Origin of the sequence: Pseudomonas sp. CCNWLW23, assembly GCF_037095675.1 — a bacterium.
Lineage (GTDB): Bacteria > Pseudomonadota > Gammaproteobacteria > Pseudomonadales > Pseudomonadaceae > Aquipseudomonas > Aquipseudomonas atacamensis.
Map to the genome: position 1 here is coordinate 166,228 of NZ_JBAWKM010000010.1, position 19,932 is coordinate 186,159.

A 19,932-nucleotide genomic window follows, 5' to 3' on the forward strand; every position below is an offset into this window, starting at 1 on the left:
TGGCTTTGGCGACGGTTCTCGTGGAACCGTCGTCGATAATTGCCGGAATCGTTGCATTTTGCGGGTTTAGTGCGCAACCGTCATCCGTAAAGTGTAGATCCGCGAATTTGCGGCGTCCTGACCGGCCCCTTCGCGAGCAGGCTCGCTCCCACAGGGGACCGGGTTCCAAGGTGGGAGCGAGCCTGCTCGCGAAGGCGTCCGAACGGTACTTGCATCTTCCCGCCCCCGCCCGCATAACTTCAGTCATGAATCTGCCCCTCCCCGCCAACAGTGCGCTGGCCGGCTTTCACCCCGCCGTCAGCGCCTGGTTCAACAAGACTTTCCCGGCGGTCACCGCCGCTCAGGCCCGTGCGTGGCCGTTGATCCGCCAGCGCCGGTCGACGCTGATCGCCGCGCCCACTGGCTCGGGCAAAACCCTGACCGCGTTCCTCGCCGTGCTTGATGAGCTTGTCCATCGAGGTCTGGAACAGCCCGATGGTCTGCCCGCCGAAACCCTGGTGGTCTATGTCTCACCGCTGAAGGCACTGTCCAACGACATTCAGATCAATCTGCAGAACCCGCTCGCTGGCATCACTGCGCAATTGCGCCAAATGGGCCTGCCGGAGCTGACCATCACCACCGCCGTACGCACTGGCGACACGCCGCAGAAAGACCGCGCCGCCATGCGCAAGACCGCGCCGCACATTCTGGTCACCACCCCGGAATCGCTGTATGTGCTGCTTGGCTCGGAATCCGGGCGCAGGATGCTCGGCACTACGCGCACGGTGATCATTGACGAAATCCACGCCATGGCCGCCGGCAAGCGCGGCAGTCATCTGTCCTTGAGCCTTGAACGACTGCAAGCGTTGTGCGCCGAACCGCTGACCCGCATCGGCCTGTCCGCCACGCAGAAGCCGGTAGAAGCCGTGGCGCAATTCCTGGTCGGTCACGATCGCCCCTGCGAAATCGTCGACATTGGCCACGCCCGCCCTCGGGATCTGGGTATCGAAGTGCCGCCGGTGCCTTTGTCGGCGGTGATGGCCAACGATGTCTGGGAACTGGTGTACGAGCGCCTCGCCGAACTCGCCCGCGAGCACCGCACCACACTGATTTTCGTCAACACCCGACGCCTTGCCGAGCGCCTCAGCCGGCATTTGAGCGAACGCCTCGGCAAGCAGGCCGTGGCGGCGCACCATGGCAGCCTGGCCAAGGAGTTTCGCCTCGACGCCGAACAACGGCTCAAGCGCGGCGAGTTGCAGGTGCTGATCGCCACGGCATCACTGGAGTTGGGCATCGATATCGGCGAAGTCGACCTGGTCTGCCAGATCAGTTCACCGCGCTCGATTGCTGCGTTTCTGCAAAGGGTTGGCCGTTCCGGACATCAAATCGGCGGCACGCCCAAGGGTCGTTTGTTCGCCACCACCCGCGACGATCTGATCGAGTGCGCCGCCCTGCTCGACTGCGTGCGCCGGGGCGAGCTGGATACGCTGCAGATTCCGGAAAAGCCGCTGGACGTGCTGGCGCAGCAGATCATTGCCGAGGTCAGTTGCCAGGAATGGTCGGAGGACGCGTTGCTGGCGATGTTCCGCCGAGCCTGGCCGTATCGCGATCTCGACGAAAAACACTATCAGGCCCTGCTGAGCATGCTCGCCGAGGGTTACAACGGCCGCCAGGGCATCCGCAGCGCCTACCTGCACCGCGATGCCGTCAGTCGCACCTTGCGTGGCCGGCGTGGCGCGCAACTGACCGCCGTGACCAGTGGCGGCACCATCCCGGACAACGCCGACTACAGCGTGCTGCTGGAACCCCAGGGCTTGAACATCGGCAGCGTCAACGAAGATTTCGCCGTGGAAAGTATCGCCGGCGACGTGTTCCAGCTTGGCAATACCTCGTATCGCATCCTGCGGGTAGAAAGCGGCAAAGTGCGGGTCGAGGATGCGCAGGGCATGCCGCCGACCATTCCGTTCTGGCTCGGCGAAGCGCCGGGGCGCAGTGATGAACTGTCGGCGGCCGTCGCGCGCCTGCAAGCGCAGTTGGACGAATTGCTCAGCGCCAGCCCCGGCAATCTGCAACCGGCGCTCGACTGGCTGACCACCACACTCGGCCTCAACCTCGCCAGCGCCGAGCAACTGGTCGAATATCTGGCGCGCGCACGGCAAACCCTCGGCGCCCTGCCCTCGCAGGACACGCTGTTGATGGAGCGGTTTTTCGACGAGTCCGGCGGCACCCAACTGATCATTCACACGCCGTTCGGCAGCCGCATCAACCGCGCCTGGGGCCTGGCCCTGCGCAAGCGTTTCTGTCGCACCTTCAACTTCGAATTGCAGGCCGCCGCCAGCGAAGACGCGATCGTGCTGTCGCTGTCCACCAGTCACAGCTTCGAGCTCGACGAAGTCTGGCGTTACCTGCACAGCAACAGCGCTGAACACACGCTCATTCAAGCCGTGCTTGATGCTCCGTTGTTCGGCGTGCGCTGGCGCTGGAATGCCGGGGTGGCGCTGGCGTTGCCGCGCTTCACCGGCGGGCGCAAAGTCGCTCCGCAACTGCAACGGATGAAGAGCGAAGACCTCATCGCCAGTGTGTTTCCCGACCAGATCGCCTGCCTGGAAAACCTCGCCGGCGAGCGTGAAGTCCCAGAACATCCGCTGGTGGAACAGACCCTCGACGATTGCCTGCACGAAGCGATGGACAGCGAAGGCTGGCTGACCCTACTGCGCCGCATGGAGCGTGGCGAGGTGCGCTTGATCGCCCGTGATCTGCCGGCACCGTCGCCACTGGCGGCAGAAATCCTCAGCGCCCGGCCGTACACGTTTCTCGACGACGCGCCGCTGGAGGAACGCCGCACGCAAGCGGTGATCAATCGACGCTGGAGCGATCCGCAGTCGACCGATGATCTCGGCGCACTCGATGCCGATGCGATCACCGCAGTGCGCGAAGAAGCCTGGCCGTCGCCCAATTCCATGGATGAAATGCACGAAGCGCTGATGAGCCTCGCCTGCATCAGCGACACCGAAGCGCGCGCCAACGCGGGTTGGCTGGACTGGCTGCAAACGCTGATGGCCAGCGGCCGCGCCTGCCTGTTGCAGATCGACGCCGAGCATCAGTTATGGCTGGCCCGCGAACGCTTGAGTTGCCTACAAGCACTTTATCCACAGGCGACGTTGGCAAGCGCAGCAGTCGCGCTGCCCGGATTCGACGATACGTGGGCATTCGATGAGGCGCTGGTCGAAGTGATCCGCGCCCGCCTCGGCGCCTTTGGGCCAATCCCGTTGCCCGCCATTGCCGAGCCGCTCGCCCTGCCAGTTGCGCAAGTCAATCAGGCCCTCGCGCAACTGGAGCGTGAAGGTTATGTGTTGCGCGGCCAGTTCACGCCGAACAGCGCGATTGAAGAATGGTGCGAACGCCATCTGCTGGCGCGCATCCATCGCTACACGGTCAAGCGCCTGCGCCGGGAAATCGAACCGGTGGCATTGCAGGACTTCATGCGTTTTCTGTTCGACTGGCAGCATCTGACGCCGGCCACCCAAGGTCAGGGCAGTGCGGTGCTGCCGGCGATTGTCGGCCAATTCGAAGGCTACCCGGCGGCAGCTTCGGCGTGGGACAGCGACATCCTGCCGGCCCGCCTCAAGGACTATTCGCCGAGCTGGCTGGATGAACTGTGCCGCAACGGCAAACTGGTGTGGACGCGCATCAATGCGCGGCAGAAGGTCAGCGGCTCGGCATTGCGCAGCACACCGATTGTGCTGCTGCCGCGCAGCCAAGTGGGTTTGTGGAGTGCGCTGGCGGAACAGACGCCAGTGAGTGAGTTATCGCCGAAAACACAGAAAGTCTTCGAGGCGCTGAGTCAGCATGGCGCGCTGTTTTTCGATGAGCTGATTCATGAAGCGCGCCTGCTGCGCAGCGAACTGGAAATCGCTTTGCAGGAACTGGTTGCCGCAGGTTTGGTGAACGCCGACAGCTTCGCCGGCTTGCGTGCGCTGATCACGCCAGCAAGCAAGCGCCAGCAGCGCAGCAGTCGACGCGGGCGCGGCGCGTTTATCGGCGGCATGGACGATGCCGGGCGCTGGGCATTGCTGCGCCGAGGTTCGTCAGCCGATGCCGCCGAGACGCTCGAACATGTCGCCATGACCCTGCTGCGCCGCTACGGCGTGGTGTTCTGGCGTCTGCTGGAACGCGAAGCGGACTGGTTGCCGAGCTGGCGGGAATTGCTGCGCACCTTTCATCGTCTGGAAGCGCGGGGCGAGATTCGGGGCGGGCGGTTTGTCAGTGGTCTGGCTGGCGAGCAGTTTGCCTTGCCCGAAGCCATTCCCTTGCTGCGCGAAGTACGCCGACGCCCGCAGGACGGCAGCCTGGTGGCGGTGTGTGGGGTTGATCCGCTGAATCTGGCCGGGACGTTGCTGCCCGGGGTGAAAGTGCCGGCGCTGGTGAGCAATCGGCTGGTGTATCGCGATGGGGTGGCGGTGGCGGCGGTGATTGCCGGCAAGCAGCAGGTTTGGGTAGAGCTGGATCCGATAGCCATGGGACAACTGCATGCCAAGCTGATCCGGCATTGAGAGTGTTCGCACCGGCGTCTTCGCGAGCAGGCTCGCTCCCACAGTTCAATCCCGTTTCCCCTGTGGGAGCGAGCCTGCTCGCGAATGGCCGGCCCTGCACCTCAAAATCATGCTTCAGGTCCGCGACTCCTGCGGCACTTCACCCGCAACCACCGCCCCCTCCTCCTGCCGCTTCGGCAACAGAACCTGCTGTGGATAAGTCTGCGCAAAATGCACATTCGGTGTGTTATCCACAAGCTTCTTCAAGCGCTGGTTGAACGCGCGGCTCACCGCATATTGGCCACCGGACACCGTGCGGAATTGCGCTGTCAACACCACGCCGTTCAAGTCCATTTTGTCCACGCCAAACACATCCAGCGGCCCTTGCAGGTTGTACTTGAGGAACGGGTCTTCGCGGATCGAATCGCCGGCCTCGCGGATCAGCTCGATGGCCTTGTCGACGTCGGTGTCGTAAGTGAACTGCACCGAGAAAAACGCGAAGGCGAACTGGCGTGATTGGTTGGTCACAGCCTTGATCTGGCCGAACGGCACCGAGTGCACAAAACCCTTGCCGTCACGCAGGCGCAGGGTGCGGATGGTCAAACCTTCCACGGTGCCGGCGTGGCCGGAATCGAGCACCACCCAGTCGCCAATCGACAAGGTGTCTTCGATGATGATGAACAACCCGGTGATGACGTCCTGCACCAGTTGCTGCGAACCGAAACCGATCGCCAGACCGACCACGCCCGCACCGGCCAGTAGCGGCGCGACGTTGATGCCGAGGTTGGCCATGGTGGTAATCGCGCAGATCACCACAAGGATGATTTTGATCGCATTGCGCAGCAGCGGCAGGATGGTTTTCACCCGCGTGCTCGGCTGGCGTGCCGCGCGTTTGCTCAGCGGCGGTTTCAGCGCTTCCTGAATCGCCGTGTCGAGCACCACCCACAGCAGCCACGTCATCAGGAAGATCAGACCGATGCTGCTCAAGGCATTGCTGATCGCCCGGCCGACCGTGCTGCTCTGGGCGAAATCGAGCAGCGACACGCCCCAGATCCGCCCGAGAATATCGATGAACACAATCGCCATGACGATCCGCAGCAACGCATGCAACAGGCTGAGAAAACGTTCCTTGTAGGCACTGCTGCGCTGGATCGCCTCGGCCTTGCGTGATTTGAACAGGTGCTGCAACACCGTGCTGAGAAACACCGTGGCGATCAGCAGCACGGTAGTGAACAAGGCGCAGCGCAGGGCTTTCTGATTGTCCTCGCCGATGCCGATCAGGCTGACTGCCGAGACCAGCACCATCAGCACGATCGGCCAGTACCACAGCCCGGAAAATATCCGCAGCGACTCCTGCAGCGACGGTTGTTTCAAACGCTGAGCGAGCGGGCGATTGCGGATCAGATGCGCCACGGGCCGGCGCAGGCGAATCACCAGCAAACCGAAGATGACCGAGGCGATCAGCCCGGTGAACACGGCGATGCTGCTGGTGATATTGCCGCCCAATTGTCGGGCGATCTGCGGGCTGGTCAGGGCATCGCTGAGGGCGGCGAGAAAGCCGATCAGGAACAGCGGGCGCGGGCAGTATTCACGGATGATTCGCGCGGCGGCGCGCTTGTGGCCGACGTTGAACATCACCACCACGCACAACAACATCGATGTGGAGAAGATGCCGCTGCTGGTGGCGTAGGCCAGACACAGCGCCAGCGCACGGCCCACCGAAGCTTGCAGAAAATGGCTGACATACAGTGTCAGCGGCAGGCAGATCAGCGCCGGCAAGGTGTACGGCAGCACGTAGCCGAGCAGATCCTGACTGCGCTGACGGGTGCGCAACCAGCGGCCCTCACGCAGACGCTTGGCCAACAGACTGCCGAGCACGGTGAGCAGGGCGAAACTGCCCAGCCAAACTCCCGACAACGTGAGGAAATCCCCGGCCACGCTCCAGCCCGAGCGGTTTGACGGTTGCTTGACCAGCCTGTCGACCTCATCCGCCGCGCGGTCGGCGCGCAGCCGCCAGGCATCGACCAGGTGTTCGTTAAGGTCGAGTTTTTCCTGCACATCGTCGATGCTCGTACTGATCGCCCCGAGCAAACCACCCTGCACCAGCGGTTCCGGTTCGGCAGGTTTTTCCGCCGTATCGGCGGCGGCCGGAACGCCTGGTAGCGCGGCGGCTTGCGATGCGTTGACGCCGAAGCACAGCAGCGCTCCCAGCAGAATGGCGATCCTGAAATTGCGCAAAGCTCCGATCTCCCGTGGCTGACCCTGGTAAGGAACTGATCGGTAATTGCGCGGCAAGTTCAAGAGCCCCCTCACCCCAGCCCTCTCCCCCAGGAGAGGGAGCCGACCGAGTTGCATGACCAAAATCACCAACTGCACGTCTTGAGTCGAACTCAAGTCCTGAAGACCATGAAGATCTGCTCCCTTCCCCCTCGCCCCCTCGGGGGAGAGGGTTGGGGTGAGGGGGTAAGCTCTTGATCTTCGCTTCACCCGCGACCGTCCGTAACACCACCGAAACTTTCCCGCCCCCGCCGCAGTCATCACAGAACATCGGCAACACGAGGACTTTCTACGGGAGGATGGGATGGCGACGATTCACATCGGTATTTCAGGCTGGCGCTACGCCCCGTGGCGCGGGGATTTCTACCCGAAGGGACTGGCGCAGAAGCGCGAATTGCAGTTCGCCTCCCGCGCGGTCAACAGCATCGAAATCAATGGATCGTTCTACGCCCTGCAACGCCCCGAACGTTACGCCCAGTGGTACGCCGAAACCCCTGATGACTTCGTGTTCAGCGTCAAGGCACCGCGCTTCATCACCCACGTGCGCCGTTTGCGCGAAATCGAAAAACCGCTGGCGAATTTCTTTGCCTCGGGCGTGTTGGAGCTGAAGGAAAAACTCGGGCCGATCCTTTGGCAGTTTCCGCCAAACTTCAAATTCGACGCCGAGCGTTTCGACCAGTTTCTCGCGCAACTGCCCCACGACACCCAAGCCGCAGCCGCCCTCGCCCGCCAGCACGATTCGCATCTGCCCGGCCACGCCAGCGTCAAAGCCTGGAGCAAAAAGCCGTTGCGCCATGCTGTGGAAATTCGTCACGAGAGCTTTGTCGACCCGGAGTTCGTGCGCTTGCTCAAGCGCCACAACACCGCACTTGTCGTCGCCGATACCGCCGGCAAATGGCCGTACCGCGAAGACCTCACCAGCGACTTTGTCTATCTGCGCCTGCACGGCGCCGAAGAGCTCTACGCCAGCGGTTATTCCGAACAAGCGCTCAAGCGCTGGGCCGAGCGCATCGACGCCTGGCATCACGGTAAACAGCCAGAGGACGCCCACCTGATAGCGCCACGCCTGAAACCCCGCGCGCGCAAATCCCGCGAAGTGTTCTGCTACTTCGACAACGACATCAAAGTCCGCGCGCCCTACGACGCACGCAACCTCTTGCAGCGCTTCGACCTCGATAAAGACCTCGCCACGACTCCCGGGCAAGTTGCCGCAGAAGGAGTTCTGTCATGAGCATTCCCGAACCGGTCGGTTTCACCGACGAAGGCTCCGTGGTTGCGCCCTCGGTGCGCACTTTCACCGTACTGACGGTCAACACTCACAAGGGCTTCACCGCGCTGAACCGGCGTTTCATTCTGCCGGAGCTGCGTGAAGCGGTGCGCAGCGTCGCCGCCGACGTGGTGTTTCTGCAGGAAGTGCACGGCACGCACGAGCAGCATCCGAAACGCTACGACAACTGGCCGACGATGCCGCAATACGAATTTCTCGCCGACAGCCTCTGGCCGCAGTTCGCCTACGGGCGCAACGCGGTGTACCCGGCGGGCGATCACGGCAATGCGCTGCTGTCGAAATTCCAGATCATCCGCCACGACAACCTCGACGTGTCGATCAGCGGCCATGAGAACCGCGGCCTGTTGCATTGCGTGCTGCGCCTGCCTGGCGACGGCACCGAAGTGCACGCGATCTGCGTGCATCTGGGCCTGCGCGAGAGCCACCGCAACGCGCAACTGGATCTGCTGATGCAACGCCTCGCCGAATTGCCCGCCGATGCCCCGGTGATTGTCGCTGGCGATTTCAACGACTGGCGCCAGCGCGCCGATGCGCAACTCAAGCCCTGTGGCCTGCGCGAAGTGTTCGCCGAGCAGTACGGCAAACCCGCGCGCAGTTTTCCCGCGCGTCTGCCAGCGCTACGACTCGACCGCATCTACGTACGCAACCTCAAGGCCAGCCGGCCAAAAGTATTGACCAACCGGCCCTGGTCCCACCTTTCCGACCACGCACCGTTATCGGTGGAGATTGAACTATGAACAGTGCGCCACTGGAAAAATCTGCCGTCGACCCGGTCCCGCTGAATCCGCCGGTGCGCGAGCCCGGCCACGTTGACGTCGAGTATCAATGGCACAGCAATAACCGCGTAGAGCTGCTGGAGAACGGCGAGGAATATTTCCCCCGCGTGTTCGAAGCGATGCGCGCAGCCAAGAGCGAGATCTTGCTGGAGACGTTCATCGTTTTCGAAGACAAGGTCGGCGCCGAGTTGCAGCAAATCCTTATCGAAGCCGCCCAGCGCGGCGTGCGCACCACGGTCAGCCTCGACGGCTTCGGCTGTGGCGAACTGAGCACCGGCTATCTGTCGGCCTTGAGCGATGCCGGCGTGCATTTGCAGATCTTCGATCCGGCGCCCAAGCATCTGGGCATTCGCACCAACTGGTTCCGCCGCTTGCACCGCAAGATCGTGGTGGTCGACGGCTTGATCGCGTTCATCGGCGGGATCAACTTTTCCGGCGATCACCTGGCCGACTTCGGCCCTGAAGCCAAGCAGGATTATTCGGTGGAGATCCAGGGCCCGGTGGTCGCCGATATCCATCACTTCGCCCTGCTGCAAAGCGGTCGTCCCGGACGCGCGCGGTTCTGGTGGCAGCGCCGGCGCCAGCGTCTGGAGGAAATGGCCTTCACCGATCACGACGGCCAGGTGCGCCTGGTGTTCCGCGATAACGATCAACACAACACCGATATCGAAGACGTGTATTTGCAGATGCTGCGCAAGGCCAAGCGCCGGGTGATCATCGCCAACGCCTACTTCTTTCCCGGCTACCGTTTGCTGCGCGAAATCCGCAACGCCGCCCGCCGTGGCGTCGAGGTGCGGCTGATCCTGCAAGGCCAGCCGGACATGCTCGTGGCGAAACTGGCGGCGCGCATGACCTACGATTATCTGCTGCGTGCCGGCGTGCAGATTCACGAATACTGCCAGCGCCCGCTGCACGGCAAGGTCGCGCTGGTCGACGATGACTGGAGCACCGTGGGCTCGAGCAATCTCGACCCGCTGAGCCTGTCGCTGAATCTGGAAGCCAACGTGCTGATCCGCGATCGAGCGTTCAATCAGCACCTGTACGAACGCCTCGAAGACCTCAGCCAGAACCACTGCAAAGCCATGGACGCCAAGCTGTTGCCGCGTGGGCGCATCTGGCACATGACCGTGGGCTTTCTGGTGTTCCACTTCCTGCGGCACTTCCCGGCCATGGCCGGTTGGCTGCCGGCGCATAAACCGCGTCTGAAGCCTTTCCGAGGTGCGCGTCCATGAGTCATTCCGAAGTGCACTCCGATAGCCATTCGGCACAAGCGGCGCCGTCAAAATGGAGCCGCTGGAAACGCCCGCTGACCATCCTGTTTTTCCTCGCGCTGATCGTCCTGCTGACGATGTTCGCCACCCGCATCGAATGGGCCGAGGTGTTGGAGACCCTTGCCGATTTCAAGGTGCGCACGCTGATTATCGCCGCCAGCCTGACCCTGCTGAGCTTTCTGGTTTACGCCAGTTTCGACCTTATCGGCCGCACCTACATTCGTCAGGACCTGACCTGGAAGCAGATCCTGCCGGTGGGCATCATCAGTTACGCCTTCAACCTCAATCTCAGCGCCTGGGTCGGCGGCATCGCCATGCGCTATCGCCTGTATTCGCGGCTGGGCGTAAGCAAAGGCAACATCGCCAAGATTCTTGGCCTGAGCCTGGCGACCAACTGGTTCGGCTACATGACCATCGCAGGCGTGGTGTTCAGCAGCGGTCTGGTGACTATGCCGCCGGGCTGGAAGCTCAGCAGTTCGGCCTTGCAACTGGTCGGGGTGTTATTGCTGCTGGTCAGCGCCGGCTATCTGGCGGCGTGTCAGTTTTCCAAGCGCCGCGAGTGGTCGATTCGCGGCGTGGAAATCAACCTGCCGTCGCTGCGCATGGCGGTGTTGCAATTGCTTTTGGGCGCGCTGAACTGGTCGCTGATGGCGGCGGTGATCTTCACTCTGCTGCCGAGCAAACTGGATTATCCGCTGGTGCTCGGCGTGCTGTTGATCAGCGCGATTGCCGGGGTCATCACGCACATTCCGGCGGGGCTGGGTGTGCTGGAGGCGGTGTTCGTGGCGTTGCTGCAGCATGAGGCATCGCGCGGCAGTCTGGTCGCGGGATTGCTGGCGTATCGGGCGATTTATTTTCTTCTGCCGCTGTTGATTACGGTGGTGATGTATCTAGTGGTGGAAGCCAAGGCCAAGGCGTTGCGCATCGAGAAGAAACCTTCCTGACCATGCATTGCTGCTGATGGCCCTTTCGCGAGCAGGCTCGCTTCCACAAACTGTGGGAGCGAGCCTGCTCGCGAAGGGGCCGGTACACGCGACAGATCATCTGGATTGGATAATGCTCAACCGCTCCCCCACCACCATCTCGGTAATCCAGTCCACCAGAATCGAGGTGTAGGCCTGCTGCGACACCGGGTCACTCAACGCGTGATCCGCGCCATCGATGATCCGGTGGGTCAACGAGTGGGTTTGCTGACACGCGGCGCGGTAACTCATGATCGTCGGGTGGGGCACGAAATCGTCGGTTTCCGACTCCACCAATAGCACATCGCCCGTGAATTGCGAGCAGGCATGCAGGGCGCGATTGCTGTCGGCGCGCACCAGCGTGCCGCGATAATCGCGCAGGTCGGCCTTGTCCAGATCGCGTTTGGGCGTGTGCCATTGCTCGTCGCGGTACAGCGCCGGTACGCGCAGCGCCAGCCAGCGCACCGGGCGCAGTGACGTCAGGATCGAGGCCAGATAGCCGCCATAACTGGTGCCGACCACGGCGATCGCCGAAGTGTCGAGGGCCGGGTGCGCCAGCAAGCGATCGTAGGCCGCCAGCAAATCTCGCAGATTGTCTTCACGGGTCACGCGGGTCAGCGGGATTCCGGTGCCGCCGGTATGCCCGCGCAGGTCGAAAGTCAGGCATACGCAACCCAGGCCGGCGATGCCTTTGGCCCGTTCCAGATCACGTTCCTGACTGCCGCCCCAACCGTGCACAAACAACACCCCCGGGACTTTCGATTTGGGACTGAGAAAAGTCCCGCTCATCTGTTCGTCATCAATGTCGATTTGAATGCTTTCGCTTCTAGCCGTCATAGGATTGGACCGTCACATATTTGAGAAGAAACGCGCTGTTTTCAGCCGGACCGCGATAGACCTCGATGGCGTCCGCCGGCAGCGCCTGATCGGTATAGGTCTCCACCGACGACACGCGAATCGCGCGCATCTGTGGATCGTTGACGAAGCTTTGCAGCGCCGCCACTTCAGCGCTGCTGGCACCGCCCATGCGCCAGGATTGTTCGAGCACGCCGCTGCGCGGGTTGCCGCTGGCGTCGAGGCCTTGGGCGATATCGTAATTGCGCCGCGAGGCGAAGAAGTGCGGGTAAGCTTCGTTGGCGGCGCTGTCGAAGACCTGCGCCTGCTCGATGGCCAGACGCACATCATCAGGCAGATCCAGCGCGAGCAGTTGGTCATAGCCCCCTTGCACCACCAGCAGATTCGAACCGCCGTAGACTTCTTCGCCCTCGCCGTCCTCGGTCAAGTATTGATCACCACAGTAGCTCAACACTTTGCCGCCGATGAACGACTGGCCGACGCTGTGGGTGACGACGTTGCTCAAGTCCTGCTCCAGCACTACGCCGTTCTTGAACAGATTTTGCGCCTCGGGCCGCGCGAGGATCTCATCGAACGCGTCGAGGCTTTTGATCACTTCCTGACCGCGACCGGCGCAAGCGTGAACCGGCTTCAAGCGAATCGGCCCGGCGTACAGCAGATGTTCGGCGGCGGGCCGTGCATCTTCCAGGGCAAATACGCTGAGACCGTCGAGCACAACGTTGCGCACCCGCTCCGAAAACAGCGGCGACCAGCCCTGCGGCGCGTGCGCCAGATGACTGCGCAAACCGTGGCTGATGGCTTTGGTGCAGATGAAATCGTATTCGACGTAACCGCCCCACAAGTCATCGGGGCCGTTGATGCCAAGCGCTTGCGCGTGGGCCGCGCCGACGATGGTTTGTGTCGGCAGCAGATAGAGGTCGCGGCCCGAATGTTTGGCCGGGTCGTAACTGCCGCCGAACTTGCAACCGAGAATCTGCGCCAGCCAGCGCGCCAGAGCCTTGTTGGTCTCGACTTCATGTTGCGGCGCCTCGGCACGCACCGAATGGGCAACGACGATTTTGTTGCTGGGTGTCGGGGTCATGCGTTCCCCTTTTATCAGTCGATGGGTTCTCAAAGGAAATTGCAGAGATCAGGCCAATCAACGATCCCCCCGAACCGCCCGATAATCGGGAGCTTGCCGTGACTGTGCTGGCATGAGGCCTGTTTCAAACTGCACGACGGCGCGCAAAACTCCGGCAAATTGCACGATCTGTCATCCTGCCGCGATCATTGTGGGAGCGAGCCTGCTCGCGAAAGCGTAGTGTCAGCCGACTACAACTCTGTAGATCCAGCGCCTTCGCGAGCAGGCTCGCTCCCACATTAGTTCATCGTCGTTCTGGGAGCGGGATTCACACCAAACCGCCCCCGGTACTCACTCGGCCCCAACCCGGTAATCTTCTTGAAAATCGCACGAAACGCGCCCGGATCCTGATAGCCCACCGTCCAGGCAATATGGTCGATCGTGCCATTGGTGAACTCGAGCATTTCTCGCGCTTTGCCAACCCGAAGGTGCTGGCAATATTCGGTCGGTTTCAAGCCTGTAGCGGCGCGGAATCGGCGCAGGAAAGTGCGTTCTTCAAGGCCCGCGCGCTCGGCCATCGCGTTCAGCGAAACATCCGTCGCCCCGGTGCTTTGCAGCCAGTGCTGGACCTTGAGAATCGACGCGTCGCCATGGCTGAGGATCGGCGCGAAATTGCTCCCGCATTTACTGGCGCTGTCGCTGTGTTCCATCACCAGAAAACGCGCGGTCGCGGTGGCGATGCTCGGGCCGAGCAAGCGATCGACCAGGCGCAGTCCCAGTTCCGACCAGGCCATCAGCCCGGCCGTGGTGATCAGGTCGCCGTCGTCGACAATCGGCGTGTCGGCCTTCAGTTTGATCTTCGGGTAACGCTCGGCAAACGCCTGGGCCGAGGTCCAGTGGGTGGTGGCGCTGCGACCGTCGAGCAAGCCGCTTTCAGCGAGCATCAACGAGCCCACACAAACACCACCGAGGGTCGCGCCGTGTGCATGCTGATCGCGCAGCCATTGCGCAAGACTCGCGGTCATCTGCGCCGCATCGAACCCGCCGAGAGACGGCGGAATCAGCACGGCAAGCAAAACGTCCTCGTCGCCCGGATGACTGTCGTAAACCCGCGTCGGCAACTGCTCGCCCTCGACCTGCCAGTGACTGACCCGCAGCAAGGGCAATTGCACAGCCTGATACTCGGCGGCAATGCGGTTGGCCACCGCGAACAGGTCGGTCAGACCGTGCACCGCCGCCAGTTGCGCGCCTGGGTAAATCAGCACGCCCAGTTCAGCGGTGGCGGCTCTTTGTGCAGCCATTGTCAGTTTTCCCCCGTCTATTGTCGGTGCGGCCAATCCTCGAATCCTCGGCCAGCGTCAATACTGAGACCACACCCAATCACTGCCTCGAGGACAATCCCATGGCCAAGCAAGCGCTCATCGTAGTCGATATCCAGAACGACTACTTCCCCCAAGGCAAGTGGCCGCTGGTCGGCGCCGACGCCGCTGCGGACAACGCCGCACGGCTGATCGCAGCCTTTCGCGCAGCGGGCGATCCGGTGGTGCACATTCGGCATGAATTCACTTCCGACGAGGCACCGTTTTTCACTCCCGGCTCCGAGGGCGCGAAACTGCATCCGAAAGTGCTCAACCATGCCGATGAGCCGGTGGTGCTCAAGCACTTCGTCAACTCGTTCCGTGAAACCGAACTGAAAGCGGTGCTAGACGAACAAGGCATCACCGACCTGGTGGTGGTCGGCAGCATGAGCCATATGTGCGTCGATGGCATCACCCGCGCGGCGGCGGACATGGGTTACAGCGTGACCGTGATTCACGATGCCTGCGCCAGCCGTGATCTGGAATTCAACGGCCTGACGGTGCCGGCCGCCCACGTGCACGCAGCATTCATGGCGGCGCTGGGTTTCGCCTATGCCAGCGTGGTATCGACTGAGCAGTTCCTGGGCAGCAACGCCTAGCAACAACTGCGCAATCCACTGGCCCGCCGCGTTGCGGGCCTTTTTGCGTCTGTCACGAAAATCTCACGCGTGAGTCATTGATGGCACTTTGCATTGGTTGTAGTGTGGCCCACGCGTGAGACGCTCATAACCGGATTCCAGCCATGACAAGCCGCACTCGGACGACTGCCGCAGCCAGCCCCAAGGGCGAGCGTGGCAAGAAGTCGGCGAAAAAACCATCGAGCTTCTACATGAAGCAGATGCGCGCAGGCCTGGCCGCCGCCGGTTATGTGAAACACGAAACTTGGGTGCTTCCGGAAAACCGAAGCTTGCTCAAGCAAATGGAGCAACAGCTACGCCAACCGATTCTGGCTGGCTCTTTCATGTCGGAGAAATACATGAGCGCAGGCAACAACTGGACCATCGACAGCCTCTTCAATGCCCTCAAGGCGCTGGACGAGGTGGCTTCCCAAGAGATTTCGCTGTCCCTGATCCAGAGCTCCGAGCCGAGCATCAAGCTGGAAATGAACGAATTCGGCGGCCTGCCGATTCACATCGCCCTGGCCGGCCAGCAGATCATCGTCGACACCGTGCTGGTGGACATCGATTCGATCAGCAACGTCCAGGCGTTCAACGATGCCGTGCTGCGCAGCCGCGAGATGTTCCCGCTGTCGTCGATCGGGATCGAGTCGATGCCCAATGGCCAGACCGTCTACAACATGTTCGGCGCCCTCAGCGCTGATTCGAGCCTGACCAACGTCGTCACCGAGGTGAAAACCCTGGTCGACAACGTGCAGCGCGCCAGCGAAGCCTTCGAACACTTCTTCAAGTAATCAACAGGGAATATCCAATGACTCAGTCCATCTGGAGCAAGTTGTTCACCGCACTGCGCGGCGGCGCCAATGAAGTTGGCGAAGCCATCGCCGACCAGCAGGCACTGCGCATCCTAGATCAGGAAATCCGCGACGCCGACACCGCGCTGTCCAATGCTCGCCGCGAACTGGTGACGATCATGGCCAAGCACAAACTGGCCGCCGACCGCGTCAGCGAATACGACGCCAAGATCAAGGACCTCGAAGCCAAGGCTGTAGCCGCGTTGAATGCCGGCCGTGAAGACCTGGCGCTGGAAGTGGCCGAAGCGATTTCGACCCTGACCAACGACCTCGCTGCCGAGAAGAAGCTCAGCGATGAATTCGGCGCCTACGCCGACAACATGCGCAAAGACATCAGCAAAGCCGAATCGCGAATCAAGAGCCTGCGCCAGCAAGTGGACATGGCCAAGGCCCGCGACAGCGTGCAGAAAGCCCAGGTCAGCGCCTCGATTGCCAGCGGCGGCGCCAACGGCAAACTGGAAACCGCGGTCGGCACCCTGAACCGCCTGCAAGCCAAGCAGCAGCAACGCGCTGCCGAACTGAACGCCGCAGACGAACTGGCCGACGCCTCTACCGGCAACGACCTGGAACGCAAACTGCGCGACGCCGGCATCACGCCGAACGAAGGCAGCGCCAATGCGATCCTTGAGCGGCTGAAGCAGAAGTCCGCGCAGTAATGACTGAACGGTAACTTGTGGGAGCGAGCCTGCTCGCGAAAGCGTCGTGACAGTCAAATAATCGAGTGACTGACACAACCCATTCGCGAGCAGGCTCGCTCCCACATGGTTTTGCGGCGTAATTGCCTCTGCTCGTTCACCGCTTCGCCCGTTACACTACCGCCACTTTTTCACCCCCGAACACCTCCACCCGCTTCAAGGAACGTACCCATGGGATGGTTTAAAGACTTGCTCGGCACCAGCAATTGGCAGGCCGCTGCGCCAACGAGCACCGGCGCCAGCGGTCCACTGGGCATGGCACAAGGCAAAGGCGTGCGCTTCGACACGACCCTGGCATTGCTGCTGGAAGGCTCGACGTCGGTGCGGGTGCCATTCGATCAAGCGGTGTGGAGCGCCGGCTGGGTCGATCTCGGCCAGTCCAACAAGCTGCACCGCTACTACATGAACGACGAGGATTTCTGGGTGCAGATCCACGTCACCGGCGATGATCAGGTCGAGTCGGTCACCCTGTTCAATTACCTCAGCTATGTAACGGTCAACAGTGACGCCGAACTCCAACGTCTGGCCGGGCCGAACAGCCTGATCGGTCTGCCGACCTACCACCACGACGGTGTTGAATACACCCGTGAATGGGGCACCGAGTTACATCAGACCGAACTGGTGCCAATGACCGAACACGTGGTCAACCCGGACGAGTCCTACACCATCAAGCACCACGCCATGCTGTATGCCCGTGACACCGGCCTGACCGATCGCCGCGAACTGCTGCTGTTCTCCGTCGAACAGGACGAAGAAGGCACCGTCAGCCTGAGCACCTCGCTGGGCATCTCGCTGTACACGACTGATTTGAGCGCCATCTAAAAAAGGAAGTTTTTCATGCTGGAAGTCTTGGCCGTTTCCCTGAACAAAACCGCGCTGGTCGGTTTTGTCGTCTACCTGATCGGCGCCGTGTTGCTGTTCATGCTGTTTCAATTCGTCTACACGCGCATTACCGCGCACAAGGAATTCGAACTGATCCGTGCCGGCAACACTGCCGCCGCCATTGCTCTGTCCGGGGCGATCATCGGTTTCGCCATTCCGGCGAGCAACGTGATCGCCTACTCGGTCAACGTGCTCGACTTTGTCCTCTGGGCGGTCATCGCCGCCGTCGTGCAGCTGTTGGCGTTCGTTGCGACCGGGCTGGTGCTCAAGGGCACGTCCCAGCGCATCGCCAACGGCGAAGTCGCCGCCGGCATTTATGTCGCCGCCGTGGCGATCAGCGTCGGCATGCTCAATGCCGCGTGCATGACACCGTCCCACTGACCGGCAGGAAGCCTCTCGATGAAACGCAGCAAATACGTGCAATTGTCCCTCGCCGCGTCGGTGGCGATGGCGATTTCCGGTGAAGCAGCGGCGCTGGATCAGCCGCGCAACTTCCAGAGCGTTGAACAGTGTGTCGACGCCGAAGTGGCCGCCGATCTCTGCTCCAGCGCCTACGTCGCCGCCCTGAACGAACACCGGCGCATCGCCCCGGCCTACACCGACAAGGCCAAGTGCGATGCAGACTTTGCCGCTGGCTGGTGTCAGAAAAATTCCGATGGCCGTTTCGTGCCGAAACTCGGCGGCTTCAAAGTGCCGGGCAATGCCGAGACGCCGCAGGATCTCGATGCCATCGCCAATTCGCAAATGCCGGCGGGCGACTCCACCACCAGCAGCAGCGCAAGCCACGGCGGCTCGCACTATTCCGGTGGCTCAGGTGGCGGCGGCAATGGCTGGCTGACCGGCTGGCTGATCGGCAACGCAATGAGCAACAACGCCGAACGCACCGTTTACCGTGATCGCGAAACGCGCCAGCCGTACAACACCTCAACGCAGTACCGCCGAGCTGACACAACCTCGCGCAGCCAGTCGGATTACGAGAGCAGCAAGAGCAAACCGGTGAACGTTGCGTCGTCGACTTCGCGCGGCGGCTTCGGCAGCCAGTCCAGCGCCCGCAGCGGTTGGGGTGGCTGGGGCAGCAGTTCCGGACGCTCGAGCAGCTGACATGAAAAAGATCCACTGCGCCGAGCGCCCCGACTGGAAACACACCGCCGAAAGCCTCGGTTTCCTGTTCCACACCATCGACGACGAACCGTACTGGGACGAAAGCGCCTACTACCAGTTCAGCCTCGCGCAGATCGAAAACGATCTCGAAGACCCGACCACCGAACTGCATGAGATGTGCATGGATCTGGTTGATCGCGTGGTCAACAGCGAGGAGTTGCTTGATCGCCTGAGTATCCCGGCGGCGTACTACGACATGATCCGCACCTCCTGGCGCGAAGGTCATCCGCATCTGTACGGTCGCATGGACTTTTCCTACAGCGGCAACGGGCCGGCGAAACTGCTGGAACTCAACTACGACACGCCGACCAGCCTCTATGAAGCGGCGGCGTTTCAGTGGGGCTGGCTGGAACAATGCATCGAGCGTGGCACGCTGCCGCCGCATGCTGACCAGTTCAACAGCATCGACACCAAGCTGCATCAGGCCTTCGCCGAATTGCAGTTGAAGCGGCCGTTCTACTTTGCCTCGATGAAGGACTCGATCGAGGACAAAGGTACCACCGACTATCTGCGGCTGATCGCGGAAAAGGTCGGCATCGAATCACGCCACATCGATATCGAAGACATCGGCCTGACGGCTGAGGGTCGTTTCGTCGATCTGCAGGATCGCTGGATCCCGCACCTGTTCAAGCTGCACGCCTGGGAGTTCATCTTCCACGAACCGTTCGGCGCGGCAATCGCCGAGTGCGATACGCAGTTTTTCGAACCGGCGTGGAAGGCGATTCTGTCCAACAAGGGTGCGCTGCCGCTGCTGTGGGAATTGCACACGGGACATCCGAATCTGCTCGCCGCGCACCTTGATCCGAATCCGCAGAGTGCCGTGCCGAAGGGCTGGGTGCGCAAGCCGTACTTTTCCCGCGAAGGTGCCAACATCGAACTGCAAACAGCGGAAGGTCTGATTGTCAAAGAGGACGGGCCTTACACCGATGCGCCGTTCATCCTGCAGGAGTTCGCGCCGCTGCCGAAGTTTGGCGACAGCTACACGCTGATTGGCTCGTGGGTGATTGGTGATGAGGCGGCAGGGATTGGTGTTCGCGAGGACAACAGTCTGATCACCAAGGACTCCAGCCGCTTCCTGCCGCACCTGATCCTGGATTAAGACGAAGTTACCTCGTGGGAGCGAGCCTGCTCGCGAAAGCGTCCTGTCAGTTACAGGTGCATCGACTGAACTGACGCATTCGCGAGCAGGCTCGCTCCCACAGGTAATCGAACATAACCGTAAATATTGCCTCACAAAAAAGGCCCGTCGTTTAAGCGACGGGCCCTTTTCATTTAAGACGGTTACAGCGGCAAATCAGAATGGTTATGCCTACCTAAGAACGGAAAGCATGACAACTTATCGTTAAAAAACAGTCCGATATGCCG

General features: G+C 61.7%; 16 protein-coding genes. 12 read left to right on the forward strand and 4 right to left on the reverse strand.

The features are described from left to right. Positions 1-245 precede the first annotated feature (245 nt). A complete protein-coding gene (locus tag V8J63_RS15090; protein WP_336464262.1) occupies positions 246-4,532 on the forward strand; it encodes a DEAD/DEAH box helicase in 4,287 nt (1,428 codons plus the stop codon). A gap of 114 nt (positions 4,533-4,646) precedes the next feature. Here the strand turns inward: V8J63_RS15090 and V8J63_RS15095 are convergent, their stop codons facing one another. Beyond that, positions 4,647-6,749, reverse strand: a complete 2,103-nt coding sequence (locus V8J63_RS15095; protein WP_336464263.1) for a mechanosensitive ion channel family protein — start codon at positions 6,747-6,749, stop codon at positions 4,647-4,649. A gap of 343 nt (positions 6,750-7,092) precedes the next feature. On the opposite strand from V8J63_RS15095, the gene V8J63_RS15100 reads away from it, so the two are divergent. From V8J63_RS15100 to V8J63_RS15115, 4 genes are read left to right on the forward strand one after another with little or no spacing between them, the layout of a single operon-like run. Then, complete coding sequence (locus V8J63_RS15100; RefSeq protein ID WP_130888358.1) at positions 7,093-8,019, forward strand: DUF72 domain-containing protein; 927 nt, start codon at positions 7,093-7,095, stop codon at positions 8,017-8,019. After that, on the forward strand, positions 8,016-8,813 hold the full coding sequence (locus V8J63_RS15105) for an endonuclease/exonuclease/phosphatase family protein (RefSeq protein WP_056790768.1): 798 nt from the start codon (positions 8,016-8,018) through the stop codon (positions 8,811-8,813). Before V8J63_RS15100 ends, V8J63_RS15105 begins: the two co-directional genes overlap by 4 nt. Beyond that, positions 8,810-10,084 carry a cardiolipin synthase ClsB gene (gene clsB, locus V8J63_RS15110; protein ID WP_336464264.1) on the forward strand — a complete coding sequence of 425 codons (1,275 nt, stop codon included), beginning with the start codon at positions 8,810-8,812 and terminating at the stop codon, positions 10,082-10,084. Before V8J63_RS15105 ends, clsB begins: the two co-directional genes overlap by 4 nt. Beyond that, a complete protein-coding gene (locus V8J63_RS15115; RefSeq protein WP_024014510.1) occupies positions 10,081-11,067 on the forward strand; it encodes a lysylphosphatidylglycerol synthase domain-containing protein in 987 nt (328 codons plus the stop codon). The genes clsB and V8J63_RS15115 overlap by 4 nt, the downstream gene beginning before the upstream one ends. A gap of 96 nt (positions 11,068-11,163) precedes the next feature. Here the strand turns inward: V8J63_RS15115 and V8J63_RS15120 are convergent, their stop codons facing one another. The 3 genes from V8J63_RS15120 to V8J63_RS15130 all read right to left on the reverse strand — a co-directional run bounded on the left by V8J63_RS15120 (position 11,164) and on the right by V8J63_RS15130 (position 14,301). Then, positions 11,164-11,922 (reverse strand): alpha/beta hydrolase family protein, encoded by a 759-nt coding sequence (locus V8J63_RS15120; protein ID WP_336464265.1) that lies wholly within the window; start codon positions 11,920-11,922, stop codon positions 11,164-11,166. Continuing rightward, the gene (locus V8J63_RS15125; protein ID WP_336464266.1) at positions 11,912-13,021 is read right to left on the reverse strand and encodes a DUF3182 family protein; all 1,110 of its coding nucleotides are present in this window, start codon (positions 13,019-13,021) and stop codon (positions 11,912-11,914) included. Before V8J63_RS15125 ends, V8J63_RS15120 begins: the two co-directional genes overlap by 11 nt. 278 nt (positions 13,022-13,299) lie before the next feature. Next, entirely contained in the window at positions 13,300-14,301 is a 1,002-nt protein-coding gene (locus tag V8J63_RS15130) for a GlxA family transcriptional regulator (protein WP_130888360.1), read from the reverse strand. Between the two features lie 101 nt (positions 14,302-14,402). Between V8J63_RS15130 and V8J63_RS15135 the strand changes: the two genes are divergently transcribed. The 7 genes from V8J63_RS15135 to V8J63_RS15165 all read left to right on the forward strand — a co-directional run bounded on the left by V8J63_RS15135 (position 14,403) and on the right by V8J63_RS15165 (position 19,666). After that, entirely contained in the window at positions 14,403-14,957 is a 555-nt protein-coding gene (locus tag V8J63_RS15135) for a cysteine hydrolase family protein (RefSeq protein WP_186568811.1), read from the forward strand. A 230-nt stretch (positions 14,958-15,187) separates the two neighbouring features. Beyond that, positions 15,188-15,769: a YjfI family protein gene (locus V8J63_RS15140; RefSeq protein ID WP_225914461.1), complete on the forward strand. Its 582-nt coding sequence runs from the start codon at positions 15,188-15,190 to the stop codon at positions 15,767-15,769. A gap of 17 nt (positions 15,770-15,786) precedes the next feature. After that, entirely contained in the window at positions 15,787-16,485 is a 699-nt protein-coding gene (locus V8J63_RS15145) for a PspA/IM30 family protein (RefSeq protein ID WP_016772954.1), read from the forward strand. Between the two features lie 210 nt (positions 16,486-16,695). Continuing rightward, on the forward strand, positions 16,696-17,346 hold the full coding sequence (locus V8J63_RS15150) for a DUF2491 family protein (RefSeq protein ID WP_130888362.1): 651 nt from the start codon (positions 16,696-16,698) through the stop codon (positions 17,344-17,346). 15 nt (positions 17,347-17,361) lie between these two features. After that, positions 17,362-17,787 carry a DUF350 domain-containing protein gene (locus tag V8J63_RS15155; protein ID WP_016772952.1) on the forward strand — a complete coding sequence of 142 codons (426 nt, stop codon included), beginning with the start codon at positions 17,362-17,364 and terminating at the stop codon, positions 17,785-17,787. A gap of 18 nt (positions 17,788-17,805) precedes the next feature. Then, positions 17,806-18,507 (forward strand): DUF1190 domain-containing protein, encoded by a 702-nt coding sequence (locus tag V8J63_RS15160; protein ID WP_024014516.1) that lies wholly within the window; start codon positions 17,806-17,808, stop codon positions 18,505-18,507. Between the two features lies 1 nt (position 18,508). Then, positions 18,509-19,666, forward strand: a complete 1,158-nt coding sequence (locus V8J63_RS15165; protein ID WP_336464267.1) for a glutathionylspermidine synthase family protein — start codon at positions 18,509-18,511, stop codon at positions 19,664-19,666. The last annotated feature ends 266 nt before the right edge of the window (positions 19,667-19,932 follow it).

Coding starts and splice junctions, on each gene's coding strand:
- V8J63_RS15090 (WP_336464262.1), top strand. CDS start 246: ATGAATCTGCCCCTCCCCGCCAACAGTGCGCTGGCCGGCTTTCACCCC.
- V8J63_RS15100 (WP_130888358.1), top strand. CDS start 7,093: ATGGCGACGATTCACATCGGTATTTCAGGCTGGCGCTACGCCCCGTGG.
- V8J63_RS15105 (WP_056790768.1), top strand. CDS start 8,016: ATGAGCATTCCCGAACCGGTCGGTTTCACCGACGAAGGCTCCGTGGTT.
- clsB (WP_336464264.1), top strand. CDS start 8,810: ATGAACAGTGCGCCACTGGAAAAATCTGCCGTCGACCCGGTCCCGCTG.
- V8J63_RS15115 (WP_024014510.1), top strand. CDS start 10,081: ATGAGTCATTCCGAAGTGCACTCCGATAGCCATTCGGCACAAGCGGCG.
- V8J63_RS15120 (WP_336464265.1), bottom strand. CDS start 11,922: ATGACGGCTAGAAGCGAAAGCATTCAAATCGACATTGATGACGAACAG.
- V8J63_RS15125 (WP_336464266.1), bottom strand. CDS start 13,021: ATGACCCCGACACCCAGCAACAAAATCGTCGTTGCCCATTCGGTGCGT.
- V8J63_RS15130 (WP_130888360.1), bottom strand. CDS start 14,301: ATGGCTGCACAAAGAGCCGCCACCGCTGAACTGGGCGTGCTGATTTAC.
- V8J63_RS15135 (WP_186568811.1), top strand. CDS start 14,403: ATGGCCAAGCAAGCGCTCATCGTAGTCGATATCCAGAACGACTACTTC.
- V8J63_RS15140 (WP_225914461.1), top strand. CDS start 15,188: ATGAAGCAGATGCGCGCAGGCCTGGCCGCCGCCGGTTATGTGAAACAC.
- V8J63_RS15145 (WP_016772954.1), top strand. CDS start 15,787: ATGACTCAGTCCATCTGGAGCAAGTTGTTCACCGCACTGCGCGGCGGC.
- V8J63_RS15150 (WP_130888362.1), top strand. CDS start 16,696: ATGGGATGGTTTAAAGACTTGCTCGGCACCAGCAATTGGCAGGCCGCT.
- V8J63_RS15155 (WP_016772952.1), top strand. CDS start 17,362: ATGCTGGAAGTCTTGGCCGTTTCCCTGAACAAAACCGCGCTGGTCGGT.
- V8J63_RS15160 (WP_024014516.1), top strand. CDS start 17,806: ATGAAACGCAGCAAATACGTGCAATTGTCCCTCGCCGCGTCGGTGGCG.
- V8J63_RS15165 (WP_336464267.1), top strand. CDS start 18,509: ATGAAAAAGATCCACTGCGCCGAGCGCCCCGACTGGAAACACACCGCC.